This is a genomic window from Streptomyces yokosukanensis (assembly GCF_001514035.1).
Classification (GTDB): domain Bacteria; phylum Actinomycetota; class Actinomycetes; order Streptomycetales; family Streptomycetaceae; genus Streptomyces; species Streptomyces yokosukanensis.
The window spans coordinates 52,131-68,380 of record NZ_KQ948231.1; the positions used below are offsets into that span (position 1 = coordinate 52,131).

The following is a 16,250-nucleotide window of genomic DNA, read 5'->3' on the forward strand; positions in this document are numbered from 1 at the left end:
TCAGGCGGGCGGCCTTGACGGCCCGGCACGTGCTGTCCCTGATCGCCTGGGCGGACGGGCTGATGTTCTCGTGCGCCGCGGGTTCCTTCAGCACCGAGGTGCCGGGCCTTGAGGAAGTGCGGTCAGATCTGCGGGAGTTGCTCGCCGGAATGCTGGGGCGGTGAAACGCCCTGGTAGACCGCGTGGGCCTCGGTGAGAATACGGGTATGACGACGGAACGCCGAGAGCCCGCCCAGACCGCCGGTGAACGCGCCATGCTGGAGGGCTGGTTGGACTACCACCGCCAGACGCTGGCCGAGAAGTGCCGGGGGCTGACCGACGACCAACTGCGCACCGCCTCCGTGCCGCCCTCGGAACTGACCCTCATGGGGCTGGTCCGGCATCTCGCCGAGTGCGAGCGCGGCTGGTTCCGCAAGGTACTGGTGGGCGACGGCCCCGGGCCCATCTACTACACCGACGAGGACCGGGACGGCGACTTCCACCTCACCGAGGCCGACACCTGGCAGGAGGCGTACGCGACCTGGCAGGCGGAGATCGAGATCGCCCGGCGGAACGCGGCCGGCTTCGGGCTCGACGATCTGTCCCAGGGGAAGAGCAGGTTCACGGACACACCGTTCAACCTGCGCTGGATCTACACCCACATGATCGAGGAGTACGCCCGGCACAACGGCCACGCCGACCTGCTGCGCGAGCGGATCGACGGCACCGTGGGCGACTGAACGTCACCTCCGGCACCACGAATCCCCTCGTACGGGGCACGAGATCACCCGTGCGGGGGCGTCGGCATCGGCTCCCTGCTGCCAAGCCGGGGGCCGACCCAGCAGAGTTGCGCGGGTGCATCGAACGACGACCACCGCAGCGCTCCTGGCCACCGTGGCCGTCTCGGCCCTCGCCGGCTGTGTGACGGTCCAGCACCCGGCGACACCCGCGCCCTTCCGGGACAGGGCACCCGCGCCGCCGACGGCGCCCCGGCCGGACGGCAGCGCGGAGCCCCGGGTGGTGCAGGCACCGGCGCGGGAGGCACTGGAGATGACCGGCGCTTCCCGGCATCCGCCACACCCGTCGCCGACCGCCCGGCAGCACCCGACCGAGGCACCCCCGCTCCCCCACCGCCCGCCGGCCGCCCCACCGGCTCCCCCGCACCCGCGCCCACACCCCCAGCCCGAGCAGCCCCGGCACACGCACACCCGCACCCCGGCCCTGCCGGCCCCGGCCCCGAAGGCCCCGGGCGTGTGCGCCCTGGGCAGGCAGTACGGCGGCTGGCGCGAGGGCAGCCCGGAGTCACAGATCTGCGACGAGACGTACGGCCACTGACCGGCACCGGCGCTGCACGGCAGCCCCGCGGGGCCCTCGGACCACCGGCCTAGCTTCCCAACCGCAACTCCAGGCGACCGATCGCGGCCCTGACCCCGTCGCCGTAGCCGTCGTCGGACAGCGCGCCGGCGGCGGCGCGGGCCGCCCGTACATGGCTGCGGGCGGCCTCGGGCCGGCCCAGCTTGACGTAGTCCGCGGCCAGATTGAGATGCAGCGAGGGGAAGAAGCCCCGCACGCTCGGCGGCTCGGCGCCGGGACCGTCGGCCACCTCCTCCGCGGCGGACAACGCCCGCAGATCCCAGGCCAGTTCGTCCTCGGGTTCGTCCTGGGTGTCGGCCAGATAGTGGGCCAGGGTGCAGCGGTGCAGCGGGGCGCCGTCCTCGCCGATCTCCGCCCACAGGTCCAGGAAGCGACTGCGGGCCTCCTCGCGGTCACCGCCGTGGTGCAGCATCACGACCTGCCCGATCCGCGTCAGCACGGCGTCCAGCGCCGCCTGCTCCTGTTGCTCCGCCACGGTGCCCTCCGGGCCGTCGTCCGTTGTCCGTCCCGACGCTAACCGGCGGCGTCGGGATTCCTGGTCAGGCTGCGCCGTCGCCTTTTCAGGCCGGTGCCCGGCGGCGGCTCACCCCAGGTTCGGGATCCGCCAGTCGATCGACTCGTGGCCCTGCCGGGCGATCCCCTCGTCGATCTGGGTGAACGGGCGGGAGCCGAAGAACTTCTTCGCGGACAGCGGGGAGGGGTGCGCGCCCTTGACCACCACATGCCGCTTCTCGTCGATCAGCGGCAGCTTCTTCTGGGCGTAGTTGCCCCACAGGACGAAGACCGCCGGGTCGGGACGGTCGACGACCGCGCGGATCACGGCGTCGGTGAACTTCTCCCAGCCCTTGCCCTTGTGCGAGTTGGCCTCGCCGGCCCGGACGGTCAGCACCGCGTTCAGCAGCAGGACGCCCTGCTCGGCCCACGGCATCAGATAGCCGTTGTCCGGGATCGGCAGGTCCAGCTCCTCCTTCATCTCCTTGTAGATGTTCCGCAGGGAGGGCGGGGTCTTCACACCGGGGCGGACCGAGAAGCACAGGCCGTGGCCCTGGCCCTCGCCGTGATACGGGTCCTGGCCGAGGATCAGGACCTTGACCTTGTCGTACGGCGTGGCGTCCAGCGCGGCGAAGACCTCCTCGCGCGGCGGATACACGGGACCCTTCGCCCGCTCCTCCTCGACGAACTCGGTCAGCTCCTTGAAGTAGGGCTGCTGCAGTTCGTCGCCCAGAACCCCGCGCCAGGACTCGGGCAGCATGGCGATGTCGGTCACGTCAACGTCCTCACGGTGTCGATCAACTACGGTGTGTGGTCACTTCCAGGCCTCAGAACCTACAGGCGACCACTGACAACCGCTGCCACGAGGACGATTCACCAGCTGGTCTTGCGGTGCAGTGCCCACATCGTCATGATCGTCGACGGGTCGAGGGCCTGCTCGCCGCCGGAGATGTCCTCGCTGGCGGCGATGAACTGGCGGCCCTGCCACAGCGGGATCAGCCGGGCGTCGTTCACCATGATCTGCTGGGCCTCCTCCACGTCCTTGACCGTCTGGGCGCGGTCGCTCTCCGCGCGTGAGTGCGGCAGCAGCTTGCCGGTGATCTCCTTGGACGGGTAGGGCGTACCGAGCGCGTTGTGCTCGCCGACGAACGGGGCGATGAAGTTGTCCGCGTCGGGGAAGTCCGGGAACCAGCCTCGGCCGAACACCGGGTACTCGCCCTTCTGGTAGCCGACCACATAGGTCTTCCAGGGGCGGTTCTTCAGGGTGACGGTGAACAGGCCTGAGGCCTCCAGCTGCCGCTTCAGCTCCTGGAACATCAGCGCCGTCTCGGAGCCGTAGCGGTCGGTGGTGTACCAGAGGGTGAGCGGGACGCTCCGGTGGATGCCGGCGTCGTCGAGGATCTTGCGGGCCTTGGGGACGCTCGGGTCGCCGTAGTTGTCGAAGAAGCCGGTGGTGTGCCCGGTCAGGCCCTTGGGGACCATCGAGTACAGCGGGTCGACGGTGTCCTTGTAGACCTTGTGCGCGATGGCGCCCCGGTCGACGATCTGGGCGACGGCCTTGCGTACGGCGGGCTCCTTGGCCCAGGGGTCCTTGGGATTGAACACCAGGTAGCTGATGTCGGTGCCGGTGCCGTCGACCAGCTGGAGGTTGCTGTTGCCGCGCTGCTGGAGGGCGACGATGTCGTCGGCGGCGAGGCCGCGGTAGGTGACGTCGATCTGCTTCGCGCGCAGCGCCTTGACCATGCCGGCCGAGTCCTGGAAGTAGCGGATGGTCACCGCGTCGTTCTGCCGCTTGGCGAAGCCCTGGTAGGTCCCGTTGCTGACGAGGACGGCCTGCTTGCCCTCCTCGTAGGACTTCAGCTCGTACGGTCCGGAGCCGTAGACCTTGTCGTCCTTGCGCAGCGAGGCGGCCGGGTAGTCGTCCGGGTCGACGATCGACATGGCGGGGGTGGCCAGCACGAACGGGAAGGTGGCGTCGGGCTGGTTCAGGTGGAAGACGACGTCGCGGTCGCCGAGCGCCTGCACCCGGTCCAGGCTGCCGAGCAGGCCGGCGGGGCCGCCCGGGACGTCGATGGTGCGGATGCGGTCGATGGAGTGCTTGACGGCCTTGGCGTCCAGCGGGTCGCCGTCGGCGAACTTCAGGCCCGAGCGCAGCGTGCAGCGGTAGGTGCGACTGGAGGAGTCGGTGAAGGCGCAGCGCTCGGCGGCGTCGGGCTGGGGGGTCGTGGCGCCGTTGGGGTAGGCGAGCAGCGTCTGGAAGATGTTCCGGTACAGCTCCCAGGAGCCGTCCCAGGCGCCGGCGGGGTCCAGCGTGCTGGGGGCGCTGGTGGTGCCCACGACGATCGGCCCCTTGCCGCCGCCGTCGCCGCCGGACAGCAGACCGCAGCCGGCAGCCAGGGACAGGGACGCGATCGCCGCGACTCTCCGCAGGAATCGGTTCCGGTTGAACACGCGCACACTCCTCGATCTGCCGTACCAAGGGTCGGCAGACCATACCGCAGCGTTCGCGCCTCCGAATCGCCCCTGGAGCAGGGCTTCTTGATCGTTTTCGTCATGACGACGTTGTCAGTCCGCTGGGCGGATCCCATGAGGGGATCCGGGCGCCGATCCGTCCGAAAATCGGCGCCCGGAAGGTGGCTCAGCCCACGCCGGCGTTCAGGAAGATCCCGCCGTCCACGACGAGCGTCTGACCGGTGATCCAGTCGGACTGCTCGGAGGTGAGGAACGCGGCGGCCCCGCCGATGTCGGAGGGCACGCCGAGGCGGCCCAGCGGGTAGGCGGCGGCGGCCTCCTCCTCGCGGTTCTCGTACAGGGACTGCGCGAACCTGGTCTTGACGACGCCCGGCGCGATCGCGTTGACCCGCGCCTTGGGCGCGAACTCGTGCGCCAGCTGCTGCGTCAGGTTGATCATCGCGGCCTTGCTGACGCCGTAGGCGCCGATGAACGGCGAGGGCGACATGCCCGCGATCGAGGCGATGTTGACGATCGCGCCGCCGTTGTCCTTCTGCCAGGCGTGCCAGGTCTTCTGGGCGAAGCCGAGGGCGGAGATCACGTTGGTCTCGAAGACCTTGCGGGCGATGTTCAGGTCGAGGTCGGCGATCGGGCCGAAGACCGGGTTGGTGCCCGCGTTGTTGATCAGGAAGTCCAGGCGGCCGAAGGCCTCCATGGCGCGTTCGACGACCTCGGCCTGGTGGTCGAGGTCGTGCGCCTTGCCGGCGACGCCGATGACGCGGTCCGGGCCGAGCCTGTCGACGGCCTCCTTCAGGGCGTCCTCGTTGCGGCCGGTGATGCACACACGGTCACCGCGGGCGACGAGCGCCTCGGCGATGCCGTAACCGATGCCGCGGCTGGCGCCCGTGACGAGGGCGGCCTTGCCGGAGAGTTCAACGGAAGTCATGTACCTGTTCCCTCAGTTGAGCGGTCCGCCGGCGACGTACAGCACCTGGCCGGAGACGAATCCGGCCGCCTCGCCGGTGAAGAAGGCGACGGCGTTGGCGATGTCCTCGGGCTCGCCGACGCGCTGCACCGGGATCGCGCCCGCGGCGGCCTTCTTGAAGTCCTCGAAGTCCATCTTGACGCGGTCGGCGGTGGCCTTGGTCATCTCGGTGGCGATGAAGCCGGGCGCGACCGCGTTGGCGGTGATGCCGAACTTGCCCAGCTCGATGGCGAGGGTCTTGGTGAAGCCCTGCAGACCGGCCTTGGCGGCGGAGTAGTTGGCCTGGCCGCGGTTGCCGAGCGCCGAGGAGGAGGAGAGGTTGACGATCCGGCCGAAGCCCGCGTCGACCATGTGCTTCTGGACCGCCTTGGCCATCAGGAACGAGCCGCGCAGGTGCACGTTCATGACGGTGTCCCAGTCGGAGACGCTCATCTTGAACAGCAGGTTGTCGCGGAGCACGCCCGCGTTGTTGACCAGGATCGTCGGGGCGCCCAGCTCCTCGGCGATCCGGGCGACGGCCGCCTCGACCTGGGCCTCGTCGGACACGTCGGCGCCGACCGCGATCGCCTTGCCGCCGGCGGCCGTGATCTTCTCGACGGTGTCCTTGCAGGCGGCCTCGTCCAGGTCGATCACGGCGACCGCGCGACCCTCGGCGGCCAGTCGTACGGCGGTGGCGGCGCCGATGCCGCGCGCCGCGCCGGTGACTACCGCGACCCGCTGTTCAGTGGTGGACATTGCTTCTCCTCGCCCTAGAGAGAACCTTTCGGGGCCCTCGGCAGAGAGAACCCCTCGTGCGGTGAGCGACCGCTTAGTACCTTCAGCACACGTGACGCTAGAAGCCCTGGCACCCGGTGTCAACGGCACGCCCGGCCGGTGTGATCCATTACCTCACCAGGAGGTCCAGCAACCGCTCGGTCTCGGCCGCCGGGTCGGTGGTCAGGCCGGTGTGCACGGGACCCGGCTGGACGACGGTGGACCGGGGCGCGATCAGCCAGCGGAAGCGGCGCCCGGCGTCGTCCCGGGCCGCCTGCCCGGCCTCCTCGCCGCCCGCGCAGTGCCGCTCGATCGCACCGAGCGCGGCCCGGACCCCGGCCACGTCCGCTTCCGGGTCCAGGGCGAGCAGCCGCGCCTCGTCCAGGTGGGTGCGGGCGCCGACGTAGGCCTTCGCCCTGCTGTAGACGAGCACGCCCGCGTTGATGCACTCGCCGCGCTCCACGCGCGGCACGACCCGCAGCAGCGCGTACTCGAACACGTCCCGGTCGCCGCCCTGGCCCGCCCGGGTGATGTGGCGCTCGACCACATGGCCGGCCATGTGAATGTGGGTCTCGCTCATTTCGTCCCCTCGATGCCGGTGATGCGCTCGGCGATGACGGCCGCCCGCGCGAGCAGCGGTCGTGCGTAGGCCCGGCGCAGCTCGTCCGGGGTGGCGAAGCCGGGCTCGTCGGTGAGCCAGGCGTCGGGGATCTCGGCGGTGACCTCGGCGAGCAGATCCTCGGTGACGCGGGGTGCCAGCTCGGCCGCGGCGGCAGCGGTGTCCGGCGCGAAGCGGGCGAGGGCGTGGTCCCCGGCGTCGTAGGGGCGGGCCGCGGAGGCCTCGGCGGAGGGCCAGTTGTGGTGCCAGATCATCGTCGCGCCGTGGTCGATGAGCCACAGCTCGCCTCGGTGCACAAGCAGGTTGGGGTTGCGCCAGGAGCGGTCCACGTTGTTGATCAGCGCGTCGAACCAGACGATCCGGCCGGCCTCCTCGGGGGTCACCGGGAAGGCGAGCGGGTCGTAGCCGAGGGCGCCGGAGAGGAAGTCCATGCCGAGGTTGGCGCCGCCGCTGGACCGCAGCAGCTCCTGCACCTGCTGCTCGGGCTCGCCGAGTCCGAGGACCGGGTCCAGCAGCAGGGTCACCAGCCGGGGCATCCGGAATCCGAGGCGGCGGGCGAGTTCGCCGCAGACCACCTCGGCGACCAGTGTCTTGCGGCCCTGTCCGGCGCCGGTGAACTTCATGACGTACGTACCGAAGTCGTCGGCCTCGACGAGCCCCGGCAGTGAGCCGCCCTCACGCAGCGGCGTGATGTAACGGGTCGCGGTGACTTCCTTGAGCATCGGCCCAGGTTACTGGGGTGCGGCCGGCGGCCCGGCGGGACGGGTCCGTCAGCGGACCGACAGCTGTGGCCCACGGCCGTCTCATGCCCCGGCGGCAGGATCTGGGGGCCCGTCTGAACGGGTGGCGCCCGGGCGCCGTACCCCTGGACGGATCACGAGAAGCTCCGCGGAAGGGAACCCACATGAGCAGCGCATCGCCCCAGCACAGTGCGGGACCGGCCCGCCGTACCGTCGTGGCGGCGGCCGGGGCGGCGGGGCTCGCCGCCGCGCTGACCGCCTGCGGATCGGGCGACGACAACGCGTCCGACAAGGTCGGTACGGGGTCCGGCTCCTCCGGCTCGACGGGTACTACGGGCACGACGGGTACGACGGGTACGACCGGCTCCGGCGGTTCGGCCACGTCCTCCGGGGCGTCCGGGAACGGCGGCGGCGCCGCGCTCGCCAAGACCTCCGACATCCCCGAGGGCGGCGGCAAGATCTTCAAGGAGCAGGGTGTGGTCGTCACCCAGCCGACGGCGGGCACGTTCAAGGCGTTCTCGGCCAAGTGCACCCATCAGGGGTGCGCGGTGGGCAGCGTGACGGGCGGCGTGATCGTCTGCCCGTGCCACCAGAGCCATTTCTCCGTCGCGGACGGCAGCGTGAAGCAGGGGCCCGCGACCCAGCCGCTGGCCGCCGAGAAGATCACGGTCTCCGGCGAGGACATCACGCTGGCCTGAGCCGCCTCAGCCGCGCCCGCGCGGCCGCTTGAGGCAGCCGAGCACCTCGTCGGTGGTCGAGACCGTGGCGACCAGCGCGAGGGTGTGCTTGATCATCGCGGGGGTGTAGTCGGCGGGCACCCCCGCGACGGCGTCGGCCGGGACGACGGCGGTGTAGCCGAGGTTGACCGCGTCGAACACCGCGTTGGGTATCGCCACGTTGGCGGAGACACCGGTGACGATCAGCGTGCGGCAGCCGAGGTTGCGCAGCAGGGCGTCGACGTCGGTGCCGTGGATCGGCGACAGGCCGTGCAGCCGGCGTACGACGAAGTCCTCCTCGGCGACCTCGATGGGCGGCGCGACCCGGACCGCGTGGGTACCGGACAGCTGCAGCACGGGGAGCCGTTCCGCGGCCCGGAACAGCCGGGCGTTGCGGCTCGCGCCCCGGCCGTCCGGGCGGCGCTCGGCGATCGCGTGGACGACCTGGACTCCGGTCTCGTGTGCGGCGGCGACCAGCCGGGCCACATTGCGCAGCGCGCCGGACGAGCGGGCCTCGCGGGCGAGTTCGGGCAGGGCGCTGTCCGGCCCGACGACGCCCTGCTGGCACTCCACGGTGAGCAGGACGGTGCTCACGGGGTCGAGGAGTTCGCTGAGCTGTTCGTACGACGGCATGGCACGCCTCCCGGAGGACGACCCATTCTCTTTTCTGACGTGATGTCAGAGGATCTACAGAACACGATAGTTCTCTGGCACGACGTGAGAGAAGAGGGGACCGCATGACCGTCACTCAGCAACGCCGGGGCCGGAAGATCATGATGACGCCCGGCGAGCTGGACGAGTTCCTCGCGACCGAGCGCACCTGCCGGGTGGCGACCGTGTCACCGGACGGAGCGCCGCACGTCAGCGCGCTGTGGTTCGCCTGGGACGGCACCTCGCTGTGGCTGTACTCGGTGGTGCGCAGCAGGCGTTGGACACAGTTGCGCCGCGATCCGCGGGTGGCCGTGGTCGTCGACTCGGGTGAGGAGTACGACCAGTTGCGCGGGGTCGAGCTGTCCGGCCGGGTGGAGTTCGTGGGCGAGGCACCGCGCACCGGGGAGCTGTGCGCCGAACTCGACACGGCCGAGACGCTGTTCGCGCGGAAGAACTTCGGCCTCGACGAGATGCCGCACGACGGCCGGCACGCCTGGGCCCGGCTGACCCCGAAGAAGATCGTCTCCTGGGACTTCCGGAAGCTGGGCGGCTAGGGCCTGTCGTCACATTCCCGTCGTCCGCCCGGAGGGCGGGCCGCGCGGGGACGGGCGGTGCGGGTCAGGCGCCGAGGGCGTGGACCATGGCGACGACGGCGGTCATCTGCCGTGCGCTCTTCACGGCGTAGTCGGAGCCGGTGTAGCCGAACCAGTCCCAGCAGCCCTGCGGGTTGACGGGCCAGACGCTGGAGACGGCCTGCGGGTAGAGCACGACCAGGTGGTTGGTGTCGGCGTAGGTGTCGATGTTGCCCTTCTCGGCGAAGGCCGTGCCGAGGAGCTGCTGGGCGGACAGACAGCCGTGCAGGGCCACCACCAGCGTGCAGGGAGCGCCGGCCGCGCAGGACGGCGGGACGTAGAGCTGCCCGGTGGAGTCCATGGACAGGGCGCGGGCCGAGCCGCCGGGGGCGTAGGCGTTCTGGTCGAAGTGCGTGAGGGTGCCCTCGGGGGCGCCGGTGTTGCGCGGGTCGACCCCGCCGAGCCAGGCGGTGAGCATCTCCCGTTCAGGGTCGTCGTGGCAGTTGTTGAGGAACGGCGGCAGGGTGAGGGCGCACGGCACCACGCCGTCGGGGGTGGGCCACGAGTGCCCGGCCGGATCCCGGTCGTGGTAGGTGACGTCCGCGCCGAAGTGTTCGTAGAAGTCGACGCCGGCCCGGGAGACCAGCGGGTTGACGACGGGGTCGAGAGAGCCGTGGTACGTGTAGACCGGTTTGCCCCGCAGGTTCGCGACGGGGTCGATGCGGCCCTCGGACGCCCAGTCCTCGGCCTGCCGCTCCAGGTCGCCGACGCCCAGGCCGAGGTCACAGGTGACGAACTCGATCACATGCCCCTGGCCGCAGTCGTACGGCCCGGCGGCGACGATTCCGGCGCCGTCGAAGGTGCCGGAGTAGGCGACCTGGAGCTGGGTGGCCATGAAGCCGCCGGACGAGACGCCGGTGACGTAGGTGCCGGTGATGTTCAGGTCCGGCAGCAGCGGGGTGGCGGCCCGGGCGGGTGCGGCCGGGCCGCCGGCCGCGAGGGCGAGTGCGGTGCCGAGGGCGGCGAGTGCCTGCACGGCTCTGCGCGGGGAGCGGAATCTCATGGAACACACTCCGATGGCTGGGGGAACGGGGTGAGGAGTGCAATCAGACCGCCGATTCCAACCAATCGATTGGTTGGTTTCTGACATGTCGTGAGCCACCATCCGGCTTCTGCGTTACGGTGTCAACCAATCGATTGGTTGGAAGATGTGCCGAGTCGGAATCCCGTCGAGCCTTCAGGAGCAGCCGTGGAACTCCCCGCCTGGGAACCCCGCCGGGTCGTCGCGATGGAGGCGGTCCTTCCCGAGGGCGTCACACCGCCCGGCACCAGAGGCAGGATCCTCGAGGCGGGCCTGGAGCTGTTCGCCGAGTCCGGCTTCGCGGGCGCCTCGATCCGGCAGATCGCGGGCATGGTCGGCATCAACTCCGCGACCCTGTACGCGCATTACCCGTCCAAGGGGCATGTACTGGCCGAGCTGGTGCGCATCGGGCACGAGGAGATGCGGACCCGGCTGACGGAGGCCGCCGCCAAGACCCGCGGCGACAGCGCCGCCCGGCAACTGGCCGCGCTGGTCCGCGCCCATGTGCTGCTCCACACCGACCATCCGCTGCTGGCGGTGGTCACCAACGGAGAACTCCACGCCTTGCCGCCCGAACTGTCCGCACCCTCGCTCCAGTTGCGCGAGGAGTGCCGCCTCCTGCTCGCCGACGTCGTCGAACGCGGCATCGCCGACGGCGAGTTCGAGCTGGACGATCCGCTGCTGGCGGTCACCGCGATCGGCGGCCTGGGCGTGCAGGTCGCCCAGTGGTTCGGCCCCGCCCTCGACCGGACCCGCGAGCAGGTCGCCGACCAGTACGCGCGGTTCGCGCTGCGCATCGTGAACGCCGACCGCTGAGCGGACCGTCACCCGTCCCCGCACCGCGCGCAAGGAGTGCCCATGCGACCGGTCCTCACCACCCGCCGCGGACGCCTCCGCGGCACCACCGGCCCTGCCGGGACCGCCTCGTTCAAGAACATCCCCTACGCCGCCGCTCCCACCGGGCCGCTGCGCTTCTCGCCACCGTGCCCGCCGTCCGCGTGGGACGGCGTCCGCGACGCCGGCGCCTACGGCCCCACCGCCCCGCAGGCGCCGTACCCGCCGCCGATGGACCGCCTGCTCCCCGAGCGCCTCGTCCCCGGTGAGGACTTCCTCAACCTCAACGTCTGGACCCCGGATCCGGCCGGGCGCCTGCCCGTCCTGGTCTGGCTCCACGGCGGCGCGTTCACCAACGGCTCCGGATCCCTCACCGGCTACGACGGCACCGCGTTCGCCCGCGACGGGGTCGTGCTCGTCACCCTCGACCACCGGCTGGGCGTCGAAGGCTTCCTGCACTTCGGCCCCGGCGACCCCGCACCGGCGAACCTCGGTCTGCTGGACCAGATCGCCGCGCTCGCCTGGGTCCACGACAACATCGCCTCCTTCGGCGGCGACCCCGATCGCGTCACGGTGTTCGGCCAGTCGGCCGGGGCGATGAGCGTCGGCGCCCTGCTGGCCATGCCCGCGGCCAAGGGCCTCTTCCATCGCGCGGCACTGCAGAGCGGCGCGGCCCACCACGCCCTCTCGCCCGCGAGCGCCGCCCTGGTCGCCGGCCGTCTCGCCGCGATCCTGGAAGTGGCGCCCACCCGGCCGGCCGTCGCCGCCGTGCCCGTCGAACGGCTGCTCGCCGCGCAGGTTCGGCTGCGCGGCGAGATCTCCGCGCGCCCCGACCCGGCCCTGTGGGGCGAGGCCGCGCTCAACCTCATGCCCTTCGAGCCCGTGGTCGACCAGGACACCCTGCCCCACGCGCCGCTGGACGCGATCGCCGCGGGCGCGGCGGCGGGCGTCGACGTCCTGGTGGGCTGCACCGGCGACGAGTTCCGGCTGTTCACCGTGGCCTCGGGACCGAGCCGTCCGGTCACCGACGACCTGGTGGAACGTACCGCGTCCGCATACGGCCTGCCGCCGGGCCGGGGCGTCGCCGCCTACCGCGACGCGTTCCCCGGGGCGAGCCCGGGCGAGTTGCTCGCGGAGATCGCCACCGACTGGTTCTACCGCCTCCCCGCGCTGCGCCTCGCCGAAGCCCAGGCCCGCCACGGTGCTCGCGCCTTCGTCTACGAATTCGCCTGGTCCTCACCCGCGTTCGGCGGCGCGCTGGGCGCCTGCCACGCGCTCGACGTCCCCTTCGTCTTCGACAACCTGACCGACCCGTCCTTCGCGCCCCTGCTCGGAGACTCCCCGCCCCAGGCGATCGCCGACGGCATGCACGCCGCCTGGGTCGCCTTCGCCACCACCGGCGATCCCGGCTGGCCCGCCTACGGTGAACCGCGGCGGGCCGTGCGCCGGTTCGCGGTCGCACCGGCCGTCGACCACGACCCGCGCGGCGGTCTGCGCACCCTCTGGGACGGCCTGCGCTGACGGCAATGCCCCTGCCTGCGCGCCTATCTGCGGTGGTCGGCGGGGATCAGGGTCTCCCAAAGGCCACGAAGCAGCCGTCGGCCCGCCCGTTCGTCGGGGCCCCGCGATCCGTCAGCCGAGCTGCCGCGCCGCCGACAGCAGGGCCTCGACCGCCGCGCGGATCGACGGGCGGCGGTCCGCGTCCGCGCGCCAGACGACGTACACATGCCTGCGCACATGCTGTTTGAGCGGGATCATGACGATGCCCGGCGGCACCGGGTGGCGCCCCAGCAGCGGTGCGATGCAGACTCCCAACCCGGCGGCTACCAGGCCGAGTTGGGTGTGGGTCTCGCCCGCGCGGTGGCCGACGATCGGCTCGATGCCCTTGGAGCGCAGGGTGAACAGCAGCCACTCGTGGCAGAACTCACCCTCGCCCCAGGTGATCCACTCGTCCTCGGCGAACTCGGCGAGGTCGACCTCGCCGCGGCCGGCGAGCCGGTGCCCGACCGGCATGGCGACATCGGCCGGATCGTCCAGCAGGGGCGCCTTGACCAGTCCGTCGGGCACGGGCATCGGCTTGTTGTACCAGTCCAGCACCACCGCGAGATCCAGGTCGCCGCGGACGACTCCGGCGATGCCCTGCTCCGGCTCCAGCTCGCTGGAGCGCACCCGCAGCCCGGGGTGGTCGGCCCGCAACGCACCGAGCGCGGCCGGGAAGAGTCCACGGGCGGCGGTCGGGAACGCCGACAGCCGCAGTTCGCCGACGACCTGACCGCGGTGTGCCTCCAGATCGGACTCGGCGAGTTCGACCTGCGACAGGATGCGCGAGGCGTGCTCCGACAGCAGGCGCCCGGCGTCCGTGAGCCGCACCCCCCGCCCGTTCTTGGCGAGGAGCTGCTGGCCGACCTCGCGCTCCAGCTTGCCCAGCTGCTGGGAGACGGCGGAGGTGGTGACGTGCAGCGCCTCAGCGGCCTTGCCGACCGAGCCGTGCCGGGCGAGGGCGTCCAGGGTGCGCAGGCGCTCAAGGTTCAACACGTAAGCGATTCTAATGGGTACCAGGTGGGAAATCTCGATTGTGCTACGAGGTTGCCTGCAGCATCGTTGAGGGCATGAGCAGCACGGTCACCCGATCCCGTACCCAGTCGCCCGCGCCCGTCCGCCCCCGCACCCGCCTCGACTGGCGCCTCCGCTTCGGCGTCCTGTCCCTGATCTGGGGCTTCAGCTTTCTGCTGATCAAGGTGGGGACCGAAGGGTACGCGCCGTTCCAGGTCACCCTCGGGCGGCTCGTGTTCGGTACGGCGGTGCTGGCCGCGGCGATGGCCGTCAAGCGTGAGAAGCTGCCGCGCGGGGCCCGGCTGTGGGGCCACATGGCAGTCGCCGCGTTCTTCCTGAACGCCCTTCCGTTCTCCCTCTTCGCCTACTCCGAGCTGACGATCCCGTCCACGCTCGCCGGCATCTGCAACGCCACGTCCCCGCTGTGGGGCATGGCCCTGTCCCTGGTCGCCCTGTCCGAGGACCGGCCGACCAGGGTCCGCGTGGCCGGGCTCGGTCTCGGCTTCCTCGGCGTGCTGACGGTGCTCGGGGCGTGGCAGGGCTTCCACGGCCTGGACGCCACCGGTACGGCACTGGCTCTGCTGGCGTCGCTGAGCTACCCGGTGGGCTGGATCTACGTCCGCCGGACGCTCGCGGGCACCGGCAACTCCCATCTGTCGATGACCGGGGCGCAGCTGCTGCTGGCGACCCTCCAACTGGCCCTCGTCACACCGCTGTTCGCCGGACTTCCCACGCATGTCGACCCGGTGCCGCTGCTCGCGATCGCCGCGCTCGGAGCGCTGGGCACGGGGCTGGCGGTGCTGATCCAGTACGGGCTGGTCGCCGAGGTCGGTCCGACGACCGCGCAGATGGTCACGTACTTCATTCCGGTCATCGCCACGGCTGCGGGGGTGGCGATCCTCGGTGAGTCGTTGCGGTGGACGACGCCGGTGGGGGCGGTGATCGTGCTGGCGGGTGCCGCACTCACCCAAGTGCGGCGGAAGGGCGCGTAGCGCTCGCGCGGTTCGGCCGAAGTGTGCCCGGCGGGGAGGGGTGCGGGGGTTCGTGAGCGAGTGCGGGTGCGCTCTGGCGCGTCGCACGGTTCCCCCCGCCTGCCGGTTCAGTTGCCGCTAGCCGTAGACGCGAGCCGGGGACGGGCGGACCGCCGCCGCCACCGCGTCGGCCAAGGGGGCGATGTCGTCCTCGGTGAGTGTCGAGATCGTGAGGCGGATCGCCTGCGGGCTGCCCACGCGGAAGCGGGCCCCCGGGGCGACCGCCCAGCCCGCTTGCAGGAGGCGGGCGACCGCGCCGGTCTCGTCGGGGACCGGCACCCACACGTTCATGCCGCTGCGGCCGTGGGCGACGACGCCCCGGTCCGCCAGCGCGTCGACCAGCGCGTCCCGGCGGGCGCCGTAGGCCCGCGCCACCGCCACCCGGTCCACCGCACCCTCGGCCCACAGCCGGGCCACGGCCCGCTGCAGCAGCAGGCTCACCCACCCTGGACCCAGGCGCTGGCGGCCCCGCACCCGGTCGACGGTGACCGGGTCACCGGTGAGGACGGCCACCCGCAGGTCGGGGCCGTAGGCCTTGGAGGCGGAGCGGACGACGGCCCAGTGGCGGGTGACGCCCGCGAGAGGGTGCAGCGGGAGATCGACGATGCCGTGGCCATGGTCGTCCTCGATCAGCAGGGTCTGCGGGTGGTCGCGCAGGACCGCGCGCACGGCACGCGCGCGGGTGGCGGTCACACAGGCGCCGGTCGGGTTCTGCGCGCGGTCGGTGACGATGAACGCGCGGGCCCCGGACTCCAGGGCGCGGCGCAGATCGTCGGCGCGCGGGCCGTCGTCGTCCACGCCCACCGGGAGGGTGCGCAGCCCGAGCGCGGGGACCAGGTCGAGGACGCTGCCCCAGCCGGGGTCCTCGACGGCGACCGCGTCGCCCGGCCTGAGGTGGGCGGACAGGACGCGCTCGATGGCGTCGAGGGAGCCCGAGGTCACGGTCAGCGGGCCCTCGGGGACACCGTCGGCGTCGAGTTCGGCGCGGGCGAGGCGGGCGAGGTCCGCGTCGACGGGGTCGTCACCGTAGCGGACGGGCCGCCGGTCGCCCTCCTGCGCCGCTGTCGCGAGCGCCGGGGCGAGATGGGGCAGCAGGGCCGGGTCCGGATTGCCGGAGGCCAGATCGCGGCCCCCCGCGGGGACCTCCACCCGCAGCTCCTCGCGCCCGGTCGTGGCCGGCTTGGCCCGGACACGGCTGCCCCGCCGGCCGGCGGTCTCGATCACTCCGCGCTCGCGCAGGGTGCGGTACGCGGCCGCGACGGTGTTGGGATTCACGCCCAGCCGGGTCGCCAACTCACGCATGGGAGGCAGGGGTTGGCCGGGTGCCAGCGCACCCGCCCCGACCGCGCGCTCCACGCTGGCCGCGATCTCTGCTGCGCCACGCCCTTCGATGGGATACTCTCCTAGCACAAAACCTAT

The 16,250-nt window shown here is 71.9% G+C and carries 18 protein-coding genes and 1 pseudogene; 8 read left to right on the plus strand and 11 right to left on the minus strand.

Annotation, left to right across the window (positions count from 1 at the left end; translation table 11 throughout):
• Positions 1-20: 20 nt before the first annotated feature.
• The 3 genes and pseudogenes from AQI95_RS49495 to AQI95_RS40025 form a co-directional block, all read left to right on the plus strand.
• Positions 21-164: pseudogene (locus tag AQI95_RS49495) on the plus strand (TetR/AcrR family transcriptional regulator); the annotation flags it as partial.
• 42 nt (positions 165-206) lie between these two features.
• Positions 207-719, plus strand: a complete 513-nt coding sequence (locus AQI95_RS40020) for a DinB family protein (RefSeq protein ID WP_067135774.1) — start codon at positions 207-209, stop codon at positions 717-719.
• A gap of 115 nt (positions 720-834) precedes the next feature.
• On the plus strand, positions 835-1,314 hold the full coding sequence (locus AQI95_RS40025) for a hypothetical protein (protein WP_067135776.1): 480 nt from the start codon (positions 835-837) through the stop codon (positions 1,312-1,314).
• Between the two features lie 49 nt (positions 1,315-1,363).
• Here AQI95_RS40025 and AQI95_RS40030 read toward each other — a convergent pair whose 3' ends face one another.
• The 7 genes from AQI95_RS40030 to AQI95_RS40060 form a co-directional block, all read right to left on the minus strand.
• Positions 1,364-1,828: a tetratricopeptide repeat protein gene (locus tag AQI95_RS40030; RefSeq protein ID WP_067135778.1), complete on the minus strand. Its 465-nt coding sequence runs from the start codon at positions 1,826-1,828 to the stop codon at positions 1,364-1,366.
• Between the two features lie 108 nt (positions 1,829-1,936).
• On the minus strand, positions 1,937-2,620 hold the full coding sequence (ung, locus tag AQI95_RS40035) for a uracil-DNA glycosylase (protein ID WP_067135780.1): 684 nt from the start codon (positions 2,618-2,620) through the stop codon (positions 1,937-1,939).
• 98 nt (positions 2,621-2,718) lie between these two features.
• Positions 2,719-4,296 carry an ABC transporter substrate-binding protein gene (locus AQI95_RS40040; RefSeq protein ID WP_067135782.1) on the minus strand — a complete coding sequence of 526 codons (1,578 nt, stop codon included), beginning with the start codon at positions 4,294-4,296 and terminating at the stop codon, positions 2,719-2,721.
• A 187-nt stretch (positions 4,297-4,483) separates the two neighbouring features.
• Entirely contained in the window at positions 4,484-5,242 is a 759-nt protein-coding gene (locus AQI95_RS40045; RefSeq protein ID WP_067135784.1) for an SDR family oxidoreductase, read from the minus strand.
• A gap of 12 nt (positions 5,243-5,254) precedes the next feature.
• Positions 5,255-6,016: a 3-oxoacyl-ACP reductase FabG gene (gene fabG, locus AQI95_RS40050; RefSeq protein ID WP_067135787.1), complete on the minus strand. Its 762-nt coding sequence runs from the start codon at positions 6,014-6,016 to the stop codon at positions 5,255-5,257.
• A 148-nt stretch (positions 6,017-6,164) separates the two neighbouring features.
• Complete coding sequence (locus tag AQI95_RS40055) at positions 6,165-6,614, minus strand: DUF3037 domain-containing protein (RefSeq protein ID WP_067135789.1); 450 nt, start codon at positions 6,612-6,614, stop codon at positions 6,165-6,167.
• Positions 6,611-7,375 (minus strand): HipA family kinase, encoded by a 765-nt coding sequence (locus tag AQI95_RS40060; RefSeq protein ID WP_067135791.1) that lies wholly within the window; start codon positions 7,373-7,375, stop codon positions 6,611-6,613. Before AQI95_RS40060 ends, AQI95_RS40055 begins: the two co-directional genes overlap by 4 nt.
• A 182-nt stretch (positions 7,376-7,557) precedes the next feature.
• Here AQI95_RS40060 and AQI95_RS40065 point away from each other — a divergent pair, with 182 nt between their 5' ends.
• Complete coding sequence (locus AQI95_RS40065; RefSeq protein ID WP_067135793.1) at positions 7,558-8,091, plus strand: Rieske (2Fe-2S) protein; 534 nt, start codon at positions 7,558-7,560, stop codon at positions 8,089-8,091.
• A 6-nt stretch (positions 8,092-8,097) separates the two neighbouring features.
• Here the strand turns inward: AQI95_RS40065 and AQI95_RS40070 are convergent, their stop codons facing one another.
• The gene (locus tag AQI95_RS40070) at positions 8,098-8,742 is read right to left on the minus strand and encodes a cysteine hydrolase family protein (protein WP_067135795.1); all 645 of its coding nucleotides are present in this window, start codon (positions 8,740-8,742) and stop codon (positions 8,098-8,100) included.
• A 104-nt stretch (positions 8,743-8,846) separates the two neighbouring features.
• Here AQI95_RS40070 and AQI95_RS40075 point away from each other — a divergent pair, with 104 nt between their 5' ends.
• Entirely contained in the window at positions 8,847-9,314 is a 468-nt protein-coding gene (locus AQI95_RS40075; RefSeq protein WP_067135797.1) for a pyridoxamine 5'-phosphate oxidase family protein, read from the plus strand.
• 64 nt (positions 9,315-9,378) lie between these two features.
• Here the strand turns inward: AQI95_RS40075 and AQI95_RS40080 are convergent, their stop codons facing one another.
• A complete protein-coding gene (locus tag AQI95_RS40080; protein WP_067135799.1) occupies positions 9,379-10,395 on the minus strand; it encodes an extracellular catalytic domain type 2 short-chain-length polyhydroxyalkanoate depolymerase in 1,017 nt (338 codons plus the stop codon).
• Positions 10,396-10,581: 186 nt separating this feature from the next.
• Here AQI95_RS40080 and AQI95_RS40085 point away from each other — a divergent pair, with 186 nt between their 5' ends.
• Complete coding sequence (locus AQI95_RS40085; RefSeq protein WP_208614383.1) at positions 10,582-11,229, plus strand: TetR-type transcription factor C-terminal domain-containing protein; 648 nt, start codon at positions 10,582-10,584, stop codon at positions 11,227-11,229.
• A 42-nt stretch (positions 11,230-11,271) separates the two neighbouring features.
• A complete protein-coding gene (locus AQI95_RS40090) occupies positions 11,272-12,768 on the plus strand; it encodes a carboxylesterase/lipase family protein (protein WP_067135801.1) in 1,497 nt (498 codons plus the stop codon).
• A gap of 111 nt (positions 12,769-12,879) precedes the next feature.
• Here the strand turns inward: AQI95_RS40090 and AQI95_RS40095 are convergent, their stop codons facing one another.
• A complete protein-coding gene (locus AQI95_RS40095) occupies positions 12,880-13,782 on the minus strand; it encodes a LysR family transcriptional regulator (protein WP_067135803.1) in 903 nt (300 codons plus the stop codon).
• Positions 13,783-13,856: 74 nt separating this feature from the next.
• Between AQI95_RS40095 and AQI95_RS40100 the strand changes: the two genes are divergently transcribed.
• Positions 13,857-14,792: a DMT family transporter gene (locus AQI95_RS40100; protein WP_244189026.1), complete on the plus strand. Its 936-nt coding sequence runs from the start codon at positions 13,857-13,859 to the stop codon at positions 14,790-14,792.
• A gap of 117 nt (positions 14,793-14,909) precedes the next feature.
• Here the strand turns inward: AQI95_RS40100 and AQI95_RS40105 are convergent, their stop codons facing one another.
• Positions 14,910-16,241, minus strand: a complete 1,332-nt coding sequence (locus AQI95_RS40105) for an aminotransferase class I/II-fold pyridoxal phosphate-dependent enzyme (protein ID WP_079071861.1) — start codon at positions 16,239-16,241, stop codon at positions 14,910-14,912.
• Between the last annotated feature and the right edge of the window lie 9 nt (positions 16,242-16,250).

Bases quoted from the DNA above. Each gene is read 5' to 3' on its own strand.
- AQI95_RS40020 (WP_067135774.1), top strand. From the start codon at position 207: ATGACGACGGAACGCCGAGAGCCCGCCCAGACCGCCGGTGAACGCGCC.
- AQI95_RS40045 (WP_067135784.1), bottom strand. From the start codon at position 5,242: ATGACTTCCGTTGAACTCTCCGGCAAGGCCGCCCTCGTCACGGGCGCC.
- fabG (WP_067135787.1), bottom strand. From the start codon at position 6,016: ATGTCCACCACTGAACAGCGGGTCGCGGTAGTCACCGGCGCGGCGCGC.
- AQI95_RS40055 (WP_067135789.1), bottom strand. From the start codon at position 6,614: ATGAGCGAGACCCACATTCACATGGCCGGCCATGTGGTCGAGCGCCAC.
- AQI95_RS40060 (WP_067135791.1), bottom strand. From the start codon at position 7,375: ATGCTCAAGGAAGTCACCGCGACCCGTTACATCACGCCGCTGCGTGAG.
- AQI95_RS40065 (WP_067135793.1), top strand. From the start codon at position 7,558: ATGAGCAGCGCATCGCCCCAGCACAGTGCGGGACCGGCCCGCCGTACC.
- AQI95_RS40070 (WP_067135795.1), bottom strand. From the start codon at position 8,742: ATGCCGTCGTACGAACAGCTCAGCGAACTCCTCGACCCCGTGAGCACC.
- AQI95_RS40075 (WP_067135797.1), top strand. From the start codon at position 8,847: ATGACCGTCACTCAGCAACGCCGGGGCCGGAAGATCATGATGACGCCC.
- AQI95_RS40080 (WP_067135799.1), bottom strand. From the start codon at position 10,395: ATGAGATTCCGCTCCCCGCGCAGAGCCGTGCAGGCACTCGCCGCCCTC.
- AQI95_RS40090 (WP_067135801.1), top strand. From the start codon at position 11,272: ATGCGACCGGTCCTCACCACCCGCCGCGGACGCCTCCGCGGCACCACC.
- AQI95_RS40100 (WP_244189026.1), top strand. From the start codon at position 13,857: ATGAGCAGCACGGTCACCCGATCCCGTACCCAGTCGCCCGCGCCCGTC.